15 protein-coding genes are annotated in these 22494 nt (G+C 45.7%); 9 read left to right on the plus strand and 6 right to left on the minus strand.

Features of this window, described 5'->3' with window-relative positions:
- Entirely contained in the window at window positions 1-945 is a 945-nt protein-coding gene (locus ELZ11_RS00995) for a type II secretion system F family protein (protein WP_137355505.1), read from the plus strand.
- An 8-nt stretch (window positions 946-953) separates the two neighbouring features.
- A complete protein-coding gene (locus ELZ11_RS01000) occupies window positions 954-1970 on the plus strand; it encodes a tetratricopeptide repeat protein (protein ID WP_137355506.1) in 1017 nt (338 codons plus the stop codon).
- 90 nt (window positions 1971-2060) lie between these two features.
- On the opposite strand, the gene chrA is transcribed toward ELZ11_RS01000, so the two are convergent.
- Window positions 2061-3203: a chromate efflux transporter gene (gene chrA, locus ELZ11_RS01005; protein WP_137355507.1), complete on the minus strand. Its 1143-nt coding sequence runs from the start codon at window positions 3201-3203 to the stop codon at window positions 2061-2063.
- A 101-nt stretch (window positions 3204-3304) separates the two neighbouring features.
- Here chrA and ELZ11_RS01010 point away from each other — a divergent pair, with 101 nt between their 5' ends.
- Complete coding sequence (locus ELZ11_RS01010; RefSeq protein ID WP_137355508.1) at window positions 3305-4237, plus strand: LysR family transcriptional regulator; 933 nt, start codon at window positions 3305-3307, stop codon at window positions 4235-4237.
- Here the strand turns inward: ELZ11_RS01010 and ELZ11_RS01015 are convergent.
- Complete coding sequence (locus ELZ11_RS01015) at window positions 4200-5306, minus strand: phosphatase PAP2 family protein (protein WP_137355509.1); 1107 nt, start codon at window positions 5304-5306, stop codon at window positions 4200-4202. The genes ELZ11_RS01010 and ELZ11_RS01015 overlap by 38 nt on opposite strands.
- 345 nt (window positions 5307-5651) lie before the next feature.
- Here ELZ11_RS01015 and ELZ11_RS01020 point away from each other — a divergent pair, with 345 nt between their 5' ends.
- From ELZ11_RS01020 to ELZ11_RS01045, 6 genes are all read left to right on the plus strand, one after another.
- Window positions 5652-6911, plus strand: a complete 1260-nt coding sequence (locus ELZ11_RS01020) for an ABC transporter substrate-binding protein (RefSeq protein ID WP_137355510.1) — start codon at window positions 5652-5654, stop codon at window positions 6909-6911.
- 64 nt (window positions 6912-6975) lie between these two features.
- Window positions 6976-7890, plus strand: coding sequence for a carbohydrate ABC transporter permease (locus tag ELZ11_RS01025; RefSeq protein WP_137355511.1), 915 nt, complete (start codon window positions 6976-6978; stop codon window positions 7888-7890).
- Window positions 7890-8705 (plus strand): carbohydrate ABC transporter permease, encoded by an 816-nt coding sequence (locus ELZ11_RS01030; RefSeq protein WP_137355512.1) that lies wholly within the window; start codon window positions 7890-7892, stop codon window positions 8703-8705. The genes ELZ11_RS01025 and ELZ11_RS01030 overlap by 1 nt, the downstream gene beginning before the upstream one ends.
- Window positions 8706-8725: 20 nt before the next feature.
- The gene (lacZ, locus tag ELZ11_RS01035; protein ID WP_137355513.1) at window positions 8726-11821 is read left to right on the plus strand and encodes a beta-galactosidase, LacZ type; all 3096 of its coding nucleotides are present in this window, start codon (window positions 8726-8728) and stop codon (window positions 11819-11821) included.
- 29 nt (window positions 11822-11850) lie between these two features.
- Window positions 11851-12936, plus strand: coding sequence for an ABC transporter ATP-binding protein (locus ELZ11_RS01040; RefSeq protein ID WP_137355514.1), 1086 nt, complete (start codon window positions 11851-11853; stop codon window positions 12934-12936).
- 115 nt (window positions 12937-13051) lie between these two features.
- Window positions 13052-15184 carry an alpha-galactosidase gene (locus tag ELZ11_RS01045; RefSeq protein WP_167494624.1) on the plus strand — a complete coding sequence of 711 codons (2133 nt, stop codon included), beginning with the start codon at window positions 13052-13054 and terminating at the stop codon, window positions 15182-15184.
- 145 nt (window positions 15185-15329) lie between these two features.
- Here ELZ11_RS01045 and ELZ11_RS01050 read toward each other — a convergent pair whose 3' ends face one another.
- From ELZ11_RS01050 to ELZ11_RS01065, 4 genes are all read right to left on the minus strand, one after another.
- On the minus strand, window positions 15330-16670 hold the full coding sequence (locus tag ELZ11_RS01050) for an MATE family efflux transporter (protein WP_137355516.1): 1341 nt from the start codon (window positions 16668-16670) through the stop codon (window positions 15330-15332).
- A 190-nt stretch (window positions 16671-16860) separates the two neighbouring features.
- Complete coding sequence (gene ygjK, locus ELZ11_RS01055; protein WP_137355517.1) at window positions 16861-19236, minus strand: alpha-glucosidase; 2376 nt, start codon at window positions 19234-19236, stop codon at window positions 16861-16863.
- A gap of 15 nt (window positions 19237-19251) precedes the next feature.
- The gene (ygjJ, locus tag ELZ11_RS01060; protein ID WP_137355518.1) at window positions 19252-20343 is read right to left on the minus strand and encodes a protein YgjJ; all 1092 of its coding nucleotides are present in this window, start codon (window positions 20341-20343) and stop codon (window positions 19252-19254) included.
- Between the two features lie 380 nt (window positions 20344-20723).
- Window positions 20724-22151, minus strand: a complete 1428-nt coding sequence (locus ELZ11_RS01065) for an amino acid permease (protein WP_137355519.1) — start codon at window positions 22149-22151, stop codon at window positions 20724-20726.
- Window positions 22152-22494: the final 343 nt, after the last annotated feature.

The raw sequence follows: 22494 nt of genomic DNA on the forward strand, positions 1-22494 counted from the left end.
ATGGAAACAATTCTAGATTTCTTCACTTCGATTAAGTTGGACGAGCAAACGTTTATTCTGCTTGCTTTAATGGTGGCTACTACTTTATTGATCGCGAGTGTGGTCTTAATAACTGTTGGGGCGAAGAATCCGCTAAAGAGAAAGCTGGAATCGATCAAAGAAGACAGCACGGTCTCTAGGCTGAAAAAGGGTGGGACTCGCTTAGATTCAACTCTTGAATCCTTAGCGCCGATAGTGACCTCTAAAGACAGCAAAGAGAAAGAGAGTATTCGCCATAAGTTGATGCATGCTGGTTTCCACGACAGTAATGCGCTCACGATTTTCTACGCGGTGAAGGTGTTTAGTGTGGTGATCGGTGTGGGTATCGCGACAGGCTTGTACTACTTGTATCCAGACATGAGTCATTTGAATTTAGCGATGTTGTTAAGTGTTGGGGCCGGCTTTTTTACTCCGAACATGGTGCTAGAACAATTTGTCAATAAACGTCAGAGCCAAGTGAGAGGCGGGGTTCCGGATGCCTTGGACTTGCTGGTGGTATGTACGGAATCAGGGCTTGGTTTTAACGCGGCGCTTAGGCGAGTAGCGGATGAGTTAATGATTTCTCATCCCGATTTTGCTGATGAGCTCGACACTGTCTGCGTAAAAATTAAAGCGGGTATAGAAATGTCGGATGCGTTCGAAGATTTGATAGAACGCACGGGCTTAACTGAAATTACAGGGCTAGTAAACATGCTCTCTCACGCATCACGAGTCGGTGGTAGCTTGTCTCAAACATTAAGGGATTACACCGAAGATTTTCGTGATAAGCGTAATCAAGAGGTGGAAGAAATCGCAGCAAAAATTCCAACGAAAATGATTTTCCCTCTATTGTTATTTATATGGCCTTGTTTCTTCATTGTTGCGGTTGGGCCGGCTTTGCTAGCACTTTCCAATTCCTTAGGGTAGGAGATATTATGAACAGGACGTTATTGGCATTAATGGCTTCTTTGATTATCGCTGGCTGTGCCAGTGAGCCTGAAAAAGAGAGTTTCGATAGTGTGCTTTATGATGGGAGACCCGTCGACACACTGACTTCCGAGCTTGCGCCGTTGACTGAGACCGAGGCTATCACGCGTGGTGATATTGCGTTATCAAACGGCAATACCGATTTAGCACTGTATGAGTATATTCGAGCGATCGAATTCCCCGATGCACAACATCAAGATCAGTCCCTCTATACGATTGGCCGTATTCATTATTCTCGCGGCAATTTGGCGTTGGCCGAAAAGGCTTATTTGATGTCAATCGACTACAATCCGAATAATGTGAAAGTACTGGAGCATTTAGGTGCAATGTACAGCAAGCAAGGGAACGTAGAGCAGGGTAAAAGTTACTTTTTCCGCGCTCTTAATGCTGACCAAGTACGCTTAAATAACCCTAAAATGCTCGATGGTGATGTAGTCACAGTACAAGGGGTGAAGGCATTACAAGTGGATAATGAATCTCCAGCTTTGGCGTATATGGGGCTAGGGGTACTCTATGATGTTGAAGCTAAGCATGATGTTGCGAAAGCGCTGCTGCACAAAGCGTTAAAGATAAAATCGACTTCTGTTAAGGTGCTGATTAACTTAGGTTACTCCTATTACATGAGTGGCGATTATGTAGATGCTCAGCGTTATACCTTAGCGGCGTTGGAGAAAGATCCAACCAATGAGAAAGGTCAAAATAATCTAGCGCTTATCTATTTAGGGAAAGACGAAATTAAGCGTGCGATTAACGTGTTTATGCGTCATATGAGCGCGCCAGAAGCGCTTAATAATGTGGGGTACTTTTTGATCCTACAAGGTAAACCAGACAAAGCGATTCCATACCTACAGCAAGCGATAGATAAGCAGGCGTCTTACTATAAGGTCGCCAATGAAAACTTAGAACGGGCATTGGCTGAGGTGAGAGAGAAAGACATTCAAATGAAGAAAGAGACAGTGCAGTAAGTCCGTTTTTCTACCAACACTAAAAGAGCCAGCAATTGCTGGCTCTTTTTAATTAATTCAGATGATGGGTGTTACCTTTTAGCTTTCGAATTAAACCAAGGTTAATGCAGCCCCCGCTAACGCGAAGAAGCTAACTAAGTACACAATCGGTAACTGCCTTTGCTTTAGTAAATAGAAACCCGTTACAACTAAAGCCATGTCGACCGCAGAGAACACTGCGCTACTAAACACTGGGTTGTACAGTGCCGCAAGTAATAAGCCTACTACCGCAGCATTTACGCCACATAGTGCCCCTGCAATTTTGGGTACACCAGCAAGCGCTTGCCAATTTTTGAGTACGCCTAGTAGCAGTAAGAAGCCGGGTAAGAACACAGCTAATGTCGCTAATAGAGCACCTGCAATTGGCGCTTGTGGAAGTAATTCATAGCCAATGTAGGTTGCAAAGGTGAACATTGGGCCTGGTACCGCTTGAGCCGCAGCGTAGCCAGTTAAGAACGCATCTTGTGACAGTTGGTCACCAACAATGTTTTGTAGCAATGGAAGTACAACGTGGCCACCACCAAACACTAAGCTACCCGCTTGATAAAACTCAGAAAATAGCTGAACGGAATCATTCATCGATGCCGCTAGCGGCAAACCGACAAGTAATGCGACGAAAATCAGCAATGGTGTGTAAGACAGTTCAGATGCCTTGAAGCTTGATGCTGTTCCTTTTGCTAAATAAACGCTACCTAATACACCCGCTACCACTAAGACTCCGATTTGAGTCAAAATACTAGGTGCAACTAATAATGCGACAGCGGTAAAGGCACACAGAGCAACCGTTAATTTGTCCTTACAAAAGTTCTTGTACATTCCCCATGTGGCATCGGCGACAACGACGACGGCTAACAATTTTAGTCCATGGATAATGTTTTGAAACAGGGTCGATTCTGTAAATTGGCTGCTGAGCACCGCAAGCGCCAACATTAAAATCACAGAAGGCAAAGTAAAGCCAATAAAGGCTAGAATCCCGCCTAATAACCCACCTCTTTTATAACCTACCGCAAAGCCGACTTGGCTAGAGCCAGGGCCTGGTAAGAACTGGCTGAGTGCGACTATCTGAGCGTACTCTTCATCGCTTAGCCATTGGCGCTTTTCAACAAATGCATTACGAAAATAGCCAATGTGAGCAGCAGGGCCACCAAAGCTAATCCAACCTAATAGGAAAAAAGTTTTGAATAAGGAAAACATCTCAGTTTACTCATGGGTTATCAGTTTCAGCGCTAGAGTACGAAATGCATTATAATGATTCAAATTGATAGTTTTGATATCTACTATGAGCAATATTAATTATGAGTGAATTCAACTGGAAGGGCGTCGACTTAAACTTGCTAGTGGCGTTCATGGCACTGTATGAAACGGGCAGTGTGACAGCCGCTGCAGACCGTGTGTTCGTTAGCCAGTCTGCAATGAGCCACAGCTTATCTAGGTTGAGAGACCTTCTGAAAGATAAGCTGTTTGAACGTAAAGGGCACAAGATGCAACCGACAGAACGGGCAGAGCAAGTGGCGCCTATCGTGCAACAGGTTCTTACGCAATTACAGTTTGAAGTGTTCACCGTGGAAGAGTTTTACCCGGACAAGTATCAAGGTGTCTGCAAAATTGGCTTAACCGATTACGCAGAGCAAATTTTTGCTCCGGCTATTTTTGATGCCATTAATCACTCATCACCGCTCGCTAAAGTCAGCTTTATTCATGCCAATCGCCATAATTATCAACAGCTGCTTAGCGATGAAAATGTCGATGTGATCATCGGAAGTTTCCCATCACCTGATAATCAACTCGTGGCTGAACATCTTTATACTGAAAGGCATGTGTGTATGTACGATCCACAGCAAATTGAGTTGCAAGAGCCATTCGGCGTGGATCAATTTGTCCAATATCCACACGCTTTAGTGAGCCCTGATGGAAAGCTGAAAACGCAAGTCGATGCCGTGATTGGTGAACAAGGACTTGCGCGCCGGGTTGCGGTTGCCTCTCGAAATTTCATGACCATACGTAGTTTGATTTCTGGTCGGCAGTTAATGTGTATCGTGCCCGAACTAATGGCAAAGATTCAGTTTGAACATCAGAGCTTAGCGACAACAGCGCCGCCGTTAAATGTTGCAGACTTTGATATCTCGTTGTTGTATCGAAGAGATTTTGCTTCTTACGAAAAAAATATTTGGTTGCGTGAGCTGGTCAAAGTCACTCTTTCTGAGCAGCTTGCTCAGCTAAAGGCATAGTCGGTTGTAGGCGTGCTAAGCGCCCGCAAGCGAACCAGATGATACAAGTTAAAATAAAGCTCATATAACCATCGACCGCATAGTGCCAAGCTAAATGGACAGAGCCAATTTGAATGATGATAGCAAACAGCCACATAACATAGCCAAGGTAACGATTTACCTTAGATAAGCTGAGCGCCATCAATACTGCGATCGCAACGTGCATACTCGGCATTGCTGAAATACCAGCCCATGTTCCTCCAGTATTTTCTAGGTAGCTTTGCCACAGCATATCTTGGACCCCTAATACCCATAATGGCAAAAATCCGTCTGCGACTAGCTCGTTACTTTGTGCGTTTAGTCTATCGAGTAAGGGCTGGTAATAAGTAAAATCTGGGCTGATTAAGTGGAGATAGCAAGGGCCTGCAGATGAAAGTAATACGGCAAATACGCCACCAGTGATTAACCAAGAAGAGAGAAAGCTGAGTAAAAATTGTGTTCTTAAGTGACTGAGGTTTTTATTGAAGATAAAGACCAAAACCGTTCCCCACATAATGAAAAACCATAAGTGGTATAAGAAGTTGATAACAAAGCTGCTCCATGGCGTCGAAAATATCGCATGGGTTATTTCCCAAGGAGAAACACCGAAATGCAGCATTTTGTCTAACTGGTAAAAGCTGACGTCCCAAGAAAAGTAATGAATGTTGGGAATTAATGCTTTTATGTAGGTGTAACAAGAGAAGGTAAGGTTTAGAGCCAGTAACAATAGCAAACAACCGAATAGACGATAGGGCGGAAACACAAACGACTTCACCTTGGCATAAAACTGTCTCATGGGATGCGGGTGGCGACGGACTAATAGGTAAAAATAGTAATATACACACCACGCGGTCAGGGTGACGTAGCAGGTTTCAAGCAGCACTTTTAAGTATAAAAAGAGATTGTAATCAATATGGATTTCGGCAAAAAACACCTTGGAAATGACGAACACAAATAGGCTTGAAACAAAAATAAAAGAGTACAAAAGGCTCTCTCGCTTAACCTCCGATTGCATCTTCTGCCACACTTCCCCCCATTCCGTTTTCGGCATTGATAACTCCTTTATCAACTTCGGTCAGTACTTAAAGAATTATGGTACACATTTGGCGCAAAGCGAGCCGTACCCCAGTAGTTATGCTTGAATGAGCATATTGGTACTCTGGGAAACTTCACCGTTAGCAAGATCTAGCTCAAATAATAGTAGTGAAATTTTAGTTAATAATTTTCTTACTTTTATCGAATTTGGTGATGGCTTGCACAGTGTGCTTATTTTTAGCGGTACTTTAAAAAAAACTGCGTTCCATCTCTAATTTTAATCACTTTTGAAGTGATACTTTTATTTGTGTAAACGTTTCCATGAAACTGTTACTCCTACATAAAATAAGAGAATAAAATTATGAAGAAACAAATGGTCAAAGGATTAATCGCAACTGCCGTGGGGATGGCTTGTTTCAGTAATTCAGCGCTTGCTGAAGAGATTACTGTTTGGGCGTGGGATCCCAACTTCAATATCGCGATCATGGAACAAGCGGCTGAGGAGTATAAAAAAACAAACCCAGATACGACTTTCAAAATTGTGGATTTCGCTAAGGCTGATGTAGAGCAGAAATTACATACAATGCTAGCTTCAGGGGTGACGTCAGCACTGCCTGATATTGTTCTTATCGAAGACTACAATGCACAAAAGTACCTACAATCTTACCCGGGTTCATTTGCTCCAATGACCGACGCTGTTGATTACAGTCAGTTCGCCCCATACAAAGTCAGCCTAATGACAGTAAAGGATGAAGTGTATGGCTTGCCGTTTGATACGGGTGTGACGGGGATGTACTACCGCACCGATATTCTAGAAAAAGCCGGCTTTACAGCCAAGGATATGGAAAACATCACTTGGCAGCGTTTTGTTGAAATTGGTAAGCAAGTCAAAGAAAAAACGGGCATCTCGATGCTAGGTACAAATCCAGATGATCTTGGACTAGTGCGTGTCATGATGCAATCGGGTGGAGAGTGGTATTTCAATAATGATGGTTCTCTTAACATTAAAGATAATGAGTCTTTAAAAGAGTCTCTGCAGCTATTCAAAGACTTACTAAATCCTGATGTTTCTCGCCCAACCATTGGCTGGTCTGAATGGGTGGGTTCAGTGAATCGCGGTCAAGTGGCAACGATTACAACTGGCGTGTGGATCACCGCTTCGGTAGAAGCTGGGAAAGACCAATCTGGATCTTGGGCAATTGCCCCGACACCACGTTTAAGCAGTGAGCAATCCGTTAACAGTTCTAACCTAGGTGGTTCTAGCTGGTATGTGTTGAACGCATCAGATGAAAAACAAGAAGCGATCAAGTTTCTTAACCAAACGTTCGGTACCAATGCAGCTTTTTACGAAACCATCTTGAAAGATCGCGGCGCTGTAGGCTCCTACATGCCAGCGTCGGAATCAGACGCTTATCAATACAGCAGTGATTTCTTTAGCGGCCAGAAAATCTACTCCGACTTTTCTAACTGGTTAGTGCAAGTGCCTGAAGTGAACTACGGCATGTACACCTATGAAGTCGATGCGGCACTAAGCTCGATGCTGCCAGCCATTGTCCAGGGTGCTCCGATAGAAAAAGTATTAGCTGACGTAGAACAACAGCTGCAATTCCAACTTCGTTAATCCGTCGATAAGGCTCTTAGAACCCTAAGAGCCTTCACTTCTCATTTTAGTCTTGGTTACTCTTATGGATACCTCTACTGCTCTCGAAAATAAAGAGCCAACGAAGAAGAAAAGCTTCCATCGTTTTTACGATATTAACGGTTGGGGTTTTGTGTTACCTGCCGTGATCTTGGTGGCTTTATTTATGATTTACCCAATCGTGAACTCGCTATGGATGTCGATGCATTCTGGGCGCGGTGTCATGATGGAGTTTGTGGGTTTTGATAATGTCATCCGCTTATTTAATGACCCGTTTTTCATTAAATCTTTAACCAACACCTTTATCTTCTTGATCGTGCAAGTACCAGTCATGATCTTGCTGTCTTTGGTGTTGTCATCTTGCTTGAACGCGCCAAATCTTAAGTTTCGTAGTCTGTTTCGCTTAGCGATTTTCTTACCGTGTGTCACGTCACTCGTGGCTTACTCAATCTTGTTTAAAAGTATGTTTTCGTATGAAGGCATCATCAATTCATTCTTATTGTGGTCGCACATTATTAGCGAGCCTATTCCGTGGTTGTCGGACCCTTTCTGGGCCAAAGTCACCATCATCATCGCCATTACGTGGCGCTGGACTGGCTACAACATGATCTTCTTCTTATCGGCGATGCAGAACATCGATAAATCGATTTATGAAGCGGCAAGAATTGAAGGCGTCAGCCCAATTAAGCAGTTCTTTTTTATCACCGTCCCCTTGCTCAAACCGGTCATCCTGTTTACCACAGTGATGTCGACAATTGGTACGTTGCAGTTGTTTGATGAAGTGATGAATATCACCGCTGGTGGCCCTGCAAATGAAACCATGACGCTGTCGATGTACATCTACAACTTGTCGTTTAAGTTCGTCCCGAACTTTGGTTATGCGGCTACCGTGTCTTATGTGATTGTGTTCTTTGCTGCGGCGCTTGCCATTTTGCAATTTAAGATCGCTAAGGATAAATAATGAGTAATCAAAACAAATTATTACGTTTAGCGATGTATGGATTTCTAACCTTGATGTCGCTCGTCTCCCTGTTTCCTTTCTATTGGATGCTGGTTTCGAGCACCAACACCACCACAGAAATCAACAAAGGTAAGTTTACGTTTGGCGACCAACTGTTTACTAACATCGCTAAGTTGAGTGAGCAAATCGATTTAGGGCTAATTTTCTGGAATACCTCGAAAATCGCCATCATCAGCACCTTGTTCACTTTGTTGATTTCCTCGATGGCAGGCTATGGGTTTGAAGTCTACAAAAGCAAAATTCGTGACCGTGTCTATGGCGCTTTGCTTCTGACCATGATGATCCCATTTGCGGCTCTTATGATTCCACTCTTTACGCTGATGGCAAAAGCGCAGCTACTGGATACCCATTTAGCGGTCATGCTTCCGACGATCGCATCGGTATTTATCGTGTTCTATTTCCGCCAATGTACTAAAGCCTTCCCTCATGAGTTGATTGATGCGGCACGGGTTGATGGCGTGAAAGATTGGAAAATTTATCTGTATATCTACATGCCTGTGATGAAAACCACTTACGCCGCGGCGTTTATCATCGTGTTCATGGCATCGTGGAATGCCTTTTTGTGGCCACTTATCGTGCTGCAATCTGCAGAGCTGAAGACCATAAACTTGGTGCTTTCTTCGCTTTCATCGGCGTACTTCCCAGATTTTGGCACCATCATGATTGGCACTGTGATTGCCACGTTACCAACGCTTGCCGTGTTCTTCGCAATGCAAAAACAGTTTGTTGCGGGCATGACGGGTTCAGTGAAATAGTGTTAGGAAAAATAAAGACAATGAAAACATTTTCTCAAGTGATTGCTGCCCGTGAATGGGAAAACCAGCATGTCGTTCATCATAATGTTTTAGAAGCTCATGCGCCTTTACATGCGTTTCACTCTGCGCTTGCAGCGAAAGAAAACCAAGCTTCAGAAAACCAAGTGAGTCTAAATGGTGACTGGAAATTCAAGCTGTTTGATAAACCGGAAGTCGTTGATGAAAGTGCCGTCGAATCAAAATTCAATGATAGAGATTGGGATAGCATCTCTGTTCCAAGCAATTGGCAGCTGCAAGGTTATGACAAAGCGATATACACCAATGTGAAGTATCCGTTTGCTGATACTCCGCCAGTGGTTCCAAGTGATAACCCAACCGGCCTGTATCGACTGCGCTTTGACCTCCCGAACCATTTTGAGAACAAGCAGCACATTCTGACGTTTGATGGTGTGAATTCTGCGTTCCATTTGTGGTGCAACGGCGTTTGGGTAGGCTATTCACAAGATAGCCGATTGGCTGCGGAGTTTGATTTAACAGAGCACCTTCAATCTGGTGAAAACCAAATTTCCGTCATGGTGATTCGTTGGTCTGATGGCTCTTACTTGGAAGACCAAGACATGTGGTGGCTAAGCGGTATTTTCCGTGATGTGACCTTGACGGCCAAGCCTCAGCTATCGATTCAAGATGTGCAGATAGTGACTGAACTCGACGCTTGCTATCGCGATGCGTGTTTAAAAGTCTCGACCAAACTTTCTCATAAAGACTCAGAGAACCAAGTGCGGCTCGAACTCTTTGATGCACAAGGTGATGCGGTATTTGAGCCAAAATCAGCTCAATGCGGCGCTCGAATCATTGACGAAAAAGGCCCTTGGTTAGAGCTCGCAGAACACAAAGTGATGATCGATAACCCGCATAAGTGGAGCGCGGAATCTCCGTATTTGTACCGCTGTGTCGTGAGCTTATTGAACGCGGAAGGGGAAGTCGTCGACTGTGAAGCGTACAACGTTGGTTTCCGCTCGGTTGAAATTAGCGATGGGCTACTTAAAGTGAACGGGAAAGCGATTCTTGTTCGCGGTGTAAACCGTCACGAGCATCACCCAGAACTTGGTCATACAATGACTCGTGAAAGCATGATTGAAGATATTAGGTTGCTCAAGCAGCATAACTTCAACGCGGTGCGCACGGCTCATTATCCGAACCACCCTATGTGGTATGAATTGTGTGATGAATATGGCTTGTACTTAGTCGACGAAGCCAATATTGAAACTCATGGCCAGTTTCCAATGTGTCGTCTGTCTGACGATGCGACTTGGCTGAATGCGTACATGCGCCGCATGACGCGTTTAGTTGAACGAGACAAAAACCATCCATCGATCATCATTTGGTCGTTAGGCAATGAATCGGGGATCGGCGGTAACCATCACTCGATGTACCAATGGACGAAGCAACGCGATCCATCACGCCCTGTTCAGTATGAAGGGGGCGGCTCAAACACCGCAGCGACAGACATTATTGTGCCGATGTACGCCCGTGTCGATAGCGATCAAACCCATCATATTGATCCATCCGTGACGCCAAAATTCTCGTTAAAGAAATGGTTGGGAATGCCTAATGAGCAGCGTCCGCTTATCTTGTGTGAGTATTCGCATGCTATGGGCAACAGCCTAGGTTCGTTTGATAAATATTGGAAAGCGTTTCGTGATTACCCGCGTCTACAAGGTGGCTTCATTTGGGATTGGGTCGATCAAGGGATTACCAAAACGGACGACAAAGGCGAGCAGTACTGGGCATATGGTGGCGACTTCGGAGACGAGGTTAACGACCGTCAATTCTGTATTAATGGCTTAATTTTCCCTGACAGAACCGTGCACCCAACCGTGCTAGAAGCGAAACAAGCTCAGCAGTTTTATCAGTTTAAGTTGTTAGATACTAAGCCTCTGCTGATTGAAGTGACCAGTGAGAACTTATTTACCGACAGTGATAACGAGCGCTTGTGTTGGACCATCACTGAAGACGGCCACATTATTCGCCGCGGTGAGATTGAGTTGTCGGTCGGTGCAGAACAAAGCGTTCAAATTCAGTTAGATGAAAGTTTACCAAGTGCACAACTAGGTAAGCAGTATCACCTTAATTTACATGTGGAGCTCATCCATAGCACGGCGTGGGCGAAAGCAGGCCACGTGACTGCGACAGAGCAATTACCACTGCCGAATAAGTTGGGCATTGAGCTTAGCGCGATTAAGCCTTTGGGTATTTTTGAAGTCGACCAAACTGACGCACAGCTTATGGTACATGGTGCTCAGTTTGATATCACATACGATAAGTCGAGCGGCGTTATCTGCGATTGGAAGGTCAACGGTGAAGAGAAACTGCTCGCAGGCCCCCGTGATAACTTTTATCGCGCGCCGCTAGATAACGATATCGGTGTCAGTGAAGCCGATCGAATTGACCCTAATGCGTGGTCGTCGCGCTGGGATATGACGGGTATTTCAAAATTAGAAGCCGAGTGTATCGATTTCTCACTAATCGAGTTGGCGGAACATGTTGAAGTGCGCAGCCGCTTTGCCTATCAGCATCAAGGCAACGTATTACTACTGAGTGAATGGCGCTATCAAATTTTGGCTAATGGCGAAGTCACCATAGATGTCGATGTACAGGCTGCACAAGGGTTACCTTCGTTACCACGCATTGGTGTGGAGTTGGCGTTACCTCAGCAATCCCAAACTATTAATTGGTTTGGTCGAGGCCCTCATGAAAATTACCCAGACCGACTCGCGTCAGCGCATATCGGGCAATTTGAAGCGACTCAACAAGACATGCATACCCCATACATTTTCCCGTCCGACAGTGGACTACGTTGTGATGTACAAGAGTCACAGGTCGGGGATTTGAAAGTAACAGGCGAGCACTATTTGTCAGTCAGCCGCTATGAGCAAAGTAATGTTGCCCAAGCCAAGCATACCAACGAGCTAAAAGACAGCGGCAAACTCTTTGTCCGCTTAGATGGCTACCACATGGGAGTGGGGGGCGATGATTCTTGGACACCAAGTGTGCACGAAGAATTTAAGTTAGTGCAGCAGCGCTACCGCTACCAGTTAACGCTAAGTTTTTGCTAACGACGTAACCAAGAGTTAAGGAACAAATTATGGCTGATATTAATTTAAAGAACGTCGTTAAAAGCTACGGCGATACAAAAGTGATTCATGGTGTTGATCTCGACATTAAACATGGCGAGTTTGTGGTGTTTGTTGGGCCATCAGGCTGTGGTAAATCAACCTTACTTCGTTTGGTGGCAGGGTTAGAAGAAATTACCGATGGCGAGCTGTCGATAGACAACAAAGTCGTTAACCACGTTGATCCTGCGGAGCGTGGTATCGCGATGGTATTCCAATCGTATGCGCTATACCCGCACATGACAGTGGAAGAAAATATGGGCTTTGGCATGAAGATGAATGGTTTCCCTAAAGAGGAGATCAAACAGCGTGTCGACCGTGCCGCGAAAGCCCTTCAACTCGATCACTTGATGGATCGTAAGCCCAAAGATATGTCGGGCGGTCAGAGACAACGTGTGGCCATTGGGCGTGCGATTGTCCGTGACCCGAAAGTGTTTTTGTTCGACGAACCGTTGTCGAACTTAGATGCTGAGCTGCGTGTGGACATGCGCCTACAGATCTCTAGCCTGCACCGAGAACTGGCAACCACCATGATTTATGTTACCCACGATCAGGTCGAAGCGATGACGTTAGCTGATAAAATCGTTGTGCTGAGAGACGGGCGCATTGAGCAAGTAGGCTCGCCATTGGAGCTCTACAATCGACCGGCGAACGAGTTTGTGGCCGGATTTATTGGCTCGCCAAAAATGAATATGTTACCTGCGCATGTGGTGGATATTGGTGAATCAGCGGCGACATTACGCTTGCCTGATGGACAACAACTGTCGCTGCCTGTCGATGTCACTCAAATCAAGCTCGACGACAAAGTGACATTTGGTCTTCGACCTGAACATCTAATGTTAGACGACAGTGGTGAAGCGAAGCTGCATTTCAAAACAGATGCTGTAGAGCGGTTAGGGAACAGTACCTATTTATTTGGTCAGGTCGGGGGCTTTGAAAACTACAAAGTGCATGTGTCTGGTGACAAAGAAGTCTCTCGCGGCCAAGAGCTGAACTTGAGCTTTAACCTCGCGGACTGCCATATCTTTAATGATGGTGTGTGCATTTCGAACCTGTAATTCAGTGCCTCGAAAACGCCAGCGTTTGCTGGCGTTTTCCTTTCTCTCTTTCCACCGTTTTTCTAAACATCCATTTACCACCACACCTTAGAACCATCGCTAGGACTCTTGTATGCTGCAACCTTTTATTCAATTACACAGTCAATCCACCAGTTTGATCATCAAGTTAATGCCCGCTCCGGAAATCATTTATTGGGGCGAATGTTTACCTGAACTCACGGATAGCGACTTTGATGCCTTGTGCCCTGCGATAGATCGCGGGGTGATGCAAGCGCGAATAGATCATGATGTGCCAATTACTTTGTGCCCGGAGTTAGGGCGCGCTAGCTACGGTTCTCCAGGCATAGAAGGCCACCATCAGGGGGAAAACTGGGCGCCGATTTTTCAATACGTGAGTCATCAGCAGATGGGGCAAAAGGTGCTATTGAGTTGCCATGATCCGATTGCTCAATTGAAGTTAGAGATCGACATATCGTTGGATGTCGAAAGTGGAGTGCTCTGCAAAAAAATACAAGTGACGAACGATGCAGAGCGGCCTTATCAATTGGATAAATTAGCGTTGACGATTCCAGTGCCTTATCGCGCGCAGGAAGTGGAGTCTTATTCTGGGCGTTGGAGCCGAGAGCTACAGGCTCAGCGCAGTAAGATCGAACATGGTGTCTTTACCCAAGAAAACCGCCGTGGCCGTACTTCACATGAATACTTTCCCGGATGTTTGATAGGGACGTCTGGTTTTACAGAGCAAGTTGGCGAAGTGTGGGGCTTTCATCTTGGCTGGAGCGGCAATCATCATTGGCGCGCTGAAGCGAAAAGTGACGGCCGCCGATTTGTGCAAGCGGGGGAGCTACTCATGGTTGGAGAAGTGGCTTTACAGCAAGGGGAGTCCTATACCACTCCAGAGCTTTTTGCCAGCTATAGCGCCAACGGTATCAACGGGTTACGCCAAGCGAATCATCGCTATGTACGTGACCACTTACTTAAATTCGATGCAACACTAGCTCGCCCTGTTCACCTCAATACTTGGGAAGGTATTTACTTTGAGCATGATCCGGAATACATCTGCCAAATGGCGACGAATGCAGCAGAAATAGGGGTTGAACGATTCATCATAGATGATGGCTGGTTTAAAGGGCGTAACCATGACAAAGCCGCACTCGGTGACTGGGAGCTCGATACAGAGAAATACCCAGATGGATTAACGCCAGTTGTTGAGCATGTGAATCAACTAGGAATGGAATTTGGTATCTGGGTCGAGCCAGAAATGTTTAATCCCGACTCTGATTTATTTCGACAACACCCTGATTGGTTGCTGGCAACTCACGGTTACGATGCGCCGACAGGTCGGTATCAGTATGTGTTGAACTTGCAGATCCCTGAATGTTTTGACTACTTGTACACTTGCTTGAATAACTTGTTGTCGCAATACAATATCGGTTACTTGAAGTGGGATATGAATCGAGAGCTGGTCCAGCCTTCTCATTTAAATCGTGCAGCTGTACATGGTCAAACCAAAGCGGTGTATCGTTTGATAGACCAGCTAATGCAGGCGCATCCACAGGTTGAAATTGAGTCGTGTTCATCGGGTGGTGGACGTATGGATTACGAAATTCTCAAGCGAACGTATCGTTTCTGGGCATCGGATTGTAATGATGCTTTAGAGCGTCAAACCATCCAAAAGAACATGGGGATCTTTTTCCCTCCAGAAGTGATGGGAGCGCATATTGGGCCACACCAGAGTCATACCACTCGTCGTCAACATTCGATTAATCTAAGGGGTGTGACTGCGTTATATGGGCACATGGGCGTAGAGCTTGATCCGGTAAAAGAAAGCGTGGATGAGCGCCAACACTTTGCCCGATACATCGAATTACATAAGCAGTTTCGACCATTGCTTCATAGTGGTACGAGTTTCTACTTAGATAGCAAAGACACCAGTCGATACGTGTACGGAGTGCGAGACTCTCACCAGATATTACTCACGGTGTGTCAGCGGTCGATGCCAGAGTACATGCTGCCGGAACCAGTATTACTCGACCAGTTACAGGCAAACAAACATTATCAAATCGAGCTGGTGGACTTTCCCGAATCCAGCGCAGGGTTGATGAAGCGTGCACCTGAATGGATAGAAAGGATCACTATAGGCCAAAAAGTCATAGTGAAGGGTGCTCTGCTAAGTCAGTTTGGTTTGAGTTTGCCAATTTTAGACCCTGAATCCGCGATGTTGATTGTGGTGAGAAAGGTTGATTAAGCTGGTTACGGTTATAGCTTACGGATTAAACCGCGATGAAAGGCTGCCATTCACTTTCATCGCTTAATTCTGATTAATTTATGGTGTGGGGTTGGTAGCAACGTAAACCTAAATTAGCTCCAGTTTTACTTTGGCTAGTGCTGACTTAAAACGAAAAGCGCGTCCACTTTTTGGCTCGCCAGCGGCGGGCCATTATGATGCCTCTAAACCATTCATCCATGGCAATGGCCATCCAAGCGCCAATTACCCCGTAGCCCCAGTGAACACCGAGCAAATAGCTCATGGCAACTCCGACACCCCACATACTGACAATGCCCATTTTTACTGGGAATTTAATATCGCCTGCGGCTTTTAAACAAGATATGAAGATCAGGTTAAATACTCGCCCACCCTCTAAAACAATCGAGCCTGCGATAAGAGTGGCCGTCAGTGCAATGATTTCTGGATCTTGAGTGAATAGATCCAGAATCTCGAAACGAAATAGATAGACCAAACATGTAATGGTGAGCGAACTGATAAAACCGATCACAAAGTAGTGCTGCACTCGACGGGCAATGTCATCTATCCAACCTTTACCTATGTAGTATCCAGTCTGAATCTGACTGCCCTGACCGATCGCAAGGGCAAATGCAAAAGAGAGCCGTCCGATATTTTGAGCGTAAGTAAACGCGGCGAGAGAAGCCGTGCCCATTTGCACCACAAAAAACATAATGCTGATCTGTGCCATGTTGTATGACAGCACTTCGCCCGCGTTCATTGAACCGATCTTTACTATTTTTCTGTAGATGACTTTAGGTACGGCGCGGTATTGCTTCAATGGCAGCTCTATGCCTTTTCGATACACCACAACAGCGAGAATAAGGGTACCTATCACTTGGCTGAACACGGTAGCGATCGCAACACCTTGCACTCCGTACACCGGTAGGCCAAAAGGTTGATATAAGGCGCAATAGTTGCCAATGACGTTGATGAAACCAGCAATCATATTGATGACCATTGGAGATTTGGAGTAGCCATGACTGCGTAATATGGTCGCGAGCACTATGCCTATGGTGATATTAAAGGTCAGCGCACCGCTAATGAATAAATACTCTTGCGCGTATTGTTCGACTTGTGCTTCAAGTTGGTAGAGTGGAATAAAGTATTGCGCGCCTATGATTGCAATGACGCTGAGTAATACGCCCATGATGATCGATAAGATAATACTGGCGACACCCACATGCGCACTTTCTTGGTGGCGAGCCGCACCGTTGTATTGAGCGATAAGAATACTCGTCCCGCTGCTGACCATGGTCGATACAATGATCAGAAAAAAGGAAAGCTGCGAGATAACCCCGACTGCTGAAACCGCTTTGTCTGAGTAGCCAGACAGCATAAATACGTCACTGGTATTGAGCGCGGTTCGTAATAGCACTTCGATGAAAATAGGCCAAGTTAGTGCAACAATGCCCATGCGTTTGTGGAGACTTGAGTTAGTGGTGGGCATGGGGCTCTCTCATGGTTGGCTGTCGACGCCATAGTGTAGTCGCAATTCAAAAGGCGAGTATCAAATTCGTGTATGAAATGCGCCTAGTGAATGCTGCATATTAAAAAAGGGCGCTAAGCTCAAAGCTTGGCGCCCAATGGTGAAATTTATGGACAAAATTTCAGGCTAGGGTGATTGCTCACTTCACGGATTATTCCGCGTCAGTAAAGAAATCGTTGTACAACATGTATAAGTGAGCCGCACTCCAAGAGAAGTTTGGCGCGCCCTGTTGGTCGCCGTTCAATGGGTTGTAGTTCTCACGAATCGGACCATCTTGAACTAAGCCATCAGCGTTATCGAAGAAGGCGCCCGCCATTTCGATAGCGTCGTCACGGTAGCCATAGCTTTCCATGCCTTTTAAGCCGAAGTAGAACTGGTCTACCCATACTCGGCCACGCCAGTAAATGTCAGGGCCAAACGCCGGGTTAGACAGCGCAGCAGTACCTAGAGGGACATAAGTATTGAACTCTTCGGTGTCTTTCATGACTGACACGACCGCATCCGCATGCGCTTGCGTTGCCGCACCATTGAATAGCGGTGACCAACCTTCAGGGCCTTTACCACGCTCTACGATTGGTTTACCCGCACAGCCATTAGCAAGCGGCTTGTTTTCAATGCGAATGTCGTAGAAGAAGTTAGTCCCTTCATCGAACATACAGGTGTTGATGTAGTTTGATAGATGCTCAGCTTTTTCACGGAATTCCTGCGCTTCAGAATCTTTGCCCAGAATGTCAGCCATTTCCGCTAGGTACTTGTTATCGCTGTACATGTAGCTTGCTTGGTCAACAGACTCTTGCAGTAGTGAGTAACCTAATAAGGTGCCATCTTCTGCGCGGTTTTGAGCGAACTCGACATCCCAATCGCTGCGCTTGCCACCGTTGGCAACGTAAGCATCAAGCTGGTCTTTATCGATGAAACCAAAGGCTGCCGCATCGTCACGACCTGACTCCCAAGACGCAGCGGTTTGCGCTGGGCTTTCAATGTAGTCGTAATCGCCCTTTGCCATGACTTCGTCTAAGGCTTTTTGGCCTACGATAGTTTCATGCTTGTCGCCACGAACCACAGTGAAGTACATGTCACCTTCTGGTGTATTGTGGGCTTTGTCGATTGCTGCGCCGTACTCTGGTACACCGTTACCATTGTTATCACGGTTGCGTAGCCACCAATCGTGGTACGCCACTAGCTTAGGATACATTTCTTCGATCCAAGCTTTGTCGTTAGTCGTTTTGTAGACTTCCATTACTGCCCAAGCCGCTAGGCTAGGCTTAGTGTTACGCTCGTTCCAGTTACCGCCGTCACCGCCACGTTCTGGGCTTAAGTTGTATGCCAGTAGATCTGGCACGTAGCCTTCATCCCAAGGGCGAACTGCATCGTCTGCTTGGATCTGGTAAGCGAACATCGCGCGGATATTGTCTTTAGCGACATTTGGGTTGAAGTGAGCCATCGCATAGGCTTGTTTCCAAGTGTCCCACGGCCATGTTTGGTTACCCGAGAACCAACGAGCAGTAACTGATGGGGTAACTGAATCGAACTTCATCGCACCTGCTGCGCCACGCCAGTTACCATTCAGGGTTTCCATTGCTTTAACCGCAACACGCTCTTGCTCTGGAGTGGCATTTGGATTGGTTAAGCCCATTTCTAGGTAGCCTTCCCAGCGTGCTTCAGAGGCGTCTAAGAAGTCGGTAGGGTTTGCCATGATCTTTTTGATTTCTGGCTGTTCCGCTTTTGCTTCTTCTGCGGTGAGCACATGCGAGTAAGTCGTGTAAATGGTCGTCGATTCTTCAATGTTTGCTGTTGAAGTAAACGTTAGGCCGTCAACGGTTGTTTCTGTTGGGATCGATTTGTGAACTTGGTATTCAGACTCACCAGAGGTTAGCAGATCCCACGTTGAACGAACTTCGCCAAACGTTACCTTTAAACCGTCGTCTGTTGCGACGATCTGACGGTTGTACTCTGGGTACGTTTCAGCAATGGTCTTGTCTGTTTGAGCAACGCCTTCTTTAGCGTGTGTCTTTTCAAGTAATTGACCATCCCAAACAAGCTCTACTGGAGAGTTTGTGGTGATTTTAGTTTCAAGTAATGAAGTGCGATCGGAAGCAAAACGTAGCGTCATTTCTATCGTCACGTTATCCGATTTCAGAGTTTGAACTAATGCACCAGGTAAGCTGTAAGCTTCCATGGTGAACGCGACTTTTTTGCCATCTTTGAACACGCTTAGGCGGTCAAAGTTGTCAGCCATAAAGTTGATGTATTCCTCAGTAAGAAGCGCGGTACCTGGGAAACCACCCATGCCTTCTGCTGAGTCTGGCAGTAGGTGACCATGCCATGCGCCCATATCAAAAAATGGGTTAAAACGCTGGTGGTCATCGAAGTCGTAGTCGCGCATGTATTCCGGTGAACCAGTGCGGTCGATTACGTTTTTAAATTGGTTTGCTTGAAGCTCGTTCGAACCAGAGTTAGACGCGCAACCAGTAACAACAAGGGCTGCACCGATGGCGATAGCTGCGAATGATTTATTCAGTTTCATGATTGATTCCTGTTATTACCAGTAGAAGTATTGCATTACGAACAGTTGAGCGTCGCCCGTTTCTGTGTCGTCGCCGACACCAAATTTGCTGTCAAAGGCCGTCGCGTAAGTACCATTACCGTATTCGTACCAAACGCCGGCATTAATGTAAGAGGTCACTTTGTCTTCAGTGCCGTCAATTTCGTTGTTCGCGTAGTTATACGCCGCAGATAGATAAACGCCTTGCGCAGCTTCGTACCACGCACTGGTTTGGAAACCAGTTTCCGATCCATTCGCCGTATCGGCACCTAGCTCGATAGACTGCTCATCATTTCGGTTGCCTTTATTGGTGTCGTGCCAAACACGTGCAGCAACATTCTTATACTCAGCGCCTAATAAAACCAGTTCACCGCCATCGTTGTTACGAGCTTCAGCACCACCCATTAATGTGAGGTTATCCATAATGTCGTACTGCAGGTAACCGTTGACCATGGCATTGTTTTTCTTCCATTGATCGGCAAAAGCATCGTATTTACCGAAGTGGACTAGTGCATCGTCTTCAGAGAAATCTGACTCAGGCGCGGCTGAAATGCTGTAACGCAATTTGCCTTCTAGGTTCTGAATTTTGATACCGAAGTTGACGTCACGAGTATTTGAAATCGCATAGCCATACTCAACTGTCGCATCGCCCCACCATTGAACATCGTCTAGTGAAGAGTCCATGCGGCCTATCATAAATTCAGTTTTGTTGTCGGTACGGTAGCCCGCGTAAAAACGGTTGAAGCCACCTTCAAATCCGCCCCAACCATGGCCTGTTGCCCATGCGTTGCCTTCATCGTCAGCTTGCACTGTCCAACCTTCCATGTACGCAAGGCCGAACCAGTTGCCATGTTCAATCGCTAAACCAGCTTCGATGTAAGTACCATCGCTGTAGCGACCTTTGTCGTCACCTTCTAAAGCAGTGTGGCCGCCTAGGCCTAACTCACCGTAGAAATTGAAAAGAGTATCTGTCTGAGCTTCTGGGGCGTGAGTGTCGCTGTGGTTCGCTTCAGTCTCGGCCGCGTTAGCAGACAGGGCAGCAAGAATACAACTCGTAACTAGAGTGATTTTAGTAAAACTAAGTTTCATTTTATTAGCTTCTATGTTGGGTTTAATAAATGAATATTCACAAGCATCATTGACTTCTAGTATGGGGTGCTCTAATAGGCGTATTGGTCAAGTAACTTGTAAACTCACTGCTGATAATAATGATAATTTAGGAGTGTGAAATAAAAATAAATTAAAAGTGTGATCTATTTTTAGTAAAACTTTATCTTTGTGGTTTAGTTGTATATCGAGTAATTTTTAGTCGAGAGAGGCTATCTGCTTGATGAATATTTACACAATGTCTAGTGGCAGTAGCGTTTGAGCTATGAAGAAAAGCAGCGACTACAACAGGCGCTGCTTTAGGCATCAATGTCATTTGGTCCCGAATTGATGGAATCATTTATCTAGTGGGCGAGCAGGAATTATGCTCGCATCGGCTGCGCTTCTAACTTCTTTTCTTCGTCTGATAATCCTTGCTCGTACTTACTGTATTTCCACCATGCGTAGCCAAGGAATATCACGATCCCACCAACGTTGTAGAAAATGATGGTCATGATGTCAGCACCCGTTGGGAAGGTCGATGCAAAGAAGCCGACTGTGAAAATACCGATCAAAATGGACACGACCGTAAGCCCTGTCATACGTGAACCCATACGAAAATCTCGTGGCAAGTGATCCAGTTTTAGACGCAAGTTTAAGTAAGCGATCATGATGAACAGCGGTGGTAGCATTGAAGCCGCCGCAGTCATGTTGATGATGGTGCTCATCAGATCTTGTACTGTGTCAGAAGCCAATGTTGGAATAAACATTAACGGGATCACGATAAGGAATTGGATCCAAGCGGCGCGCTCTGGAACGCCCTGTTTGTTAAGTGCGACGGTTTTCTCACCGAAGATCCCTTTGGGAATTTCAGAGAAGAAGATTTTGACTGGCGTCGCTGTCCACATCAGAAGAGAGCCTAACATTGCAGTGAAAGAAACGATGCCTACAAAGCGGTTCATCAAAATTTCTGGTAAGCCGAAGTAGAGTGCCAAGCCTTCAAAAACCTGCACTGAACCACCGGTGAACTTAAGCTCTTCGCGAGATACGAATACGTTAGCTAGGATAGAACCCACCGAGTACAGCGCACCAATAAAAATACCCGCAATGATGATTACTTTAACGAATGACTTGTGACCGCCTTTAATGTCATTCACGTACACCGCCACCGATTCAGCACCGCCTGCAGCCATGAAGATCCAGGTAATCACGCCCAAAAATGCCCAGTTAAAGCTAGGAGTCATCGCTTCAATAGTGATCGGGTCTGCTGGTTCGATACCACCTATTAGCGCACCGCCTGACAATAGAATGTATGACATGGTCAGTAGCAGCATTAGTGATGAAGTTAATGAGGTGATAGGACCTAATAGCTTTGCACCGTTGTTAGACACATAAGTCGCGACTGCAAACAATAATGTGCTGAGGATAGCGGTGGTCATTGGCGTGAAAATGTACTCGAAACCTAAGAACGCATACGACGCATAAGCGATGATTCTAGGCAGCAGTGACGTGAAGAAAAAGAGGTTCACAAACCAATAGGTGTAGGCCGAAATAAATGCCCAGCGGCCACCAAGAGAACTTTTGACCCACGCGTAAACCCCAGCTTCGGAGTTTTTATTTAGGGATACAAATTCGGCGACAATCAAACAGAATGGAACGAAATAAAAAATAGTGGCAAGAAAAAACATCGGAGCGGAGGAAAGCCCGATCTCGATATTGTTGTTGATGATGTTATTGAAGCTATAAACAGCCGCGAAGGTCATAGACAGCAAGGCAAACTTGCCTATCGTGCTACGTTTGGTCTCGGACATGATGTTCTCCGGTGAATCACGTTAATTATAGTTGCTACAAGGTGTTAAAGGGGGAAGCTTTAACCCGTGTTTTTATTGTTATGTTGGTTTGGCAAATACTCATCTGAACGAGATGGTTGCTACTTTTATCATTATTATTTGGACTCAACGCTTCAGGTTTATAGAAGTGGTAGAGTTTTATTTAAGTAAAAATTACCTACATTCTAAATTCCGTAAGAGAAGGAAGAAGCTTGATCGTCATCGGTGGGTGTTAGTGCTTGTAGGGCTTTATTGTCGATGATCGTTTTCGATCTAATAGCTGTTTCTTCAAGACAGAAGATTAAAGATTAAGCACTGAAAAGTT

This window comes from Vibrio profundi (assembly GCF_005281835.1).
Lineage (GTDB): Bacteria > Pseudomonadota > Gammaproteobacteria > Enterobacterales > Vibrionaceae > Vibrio > Vibrio profundi.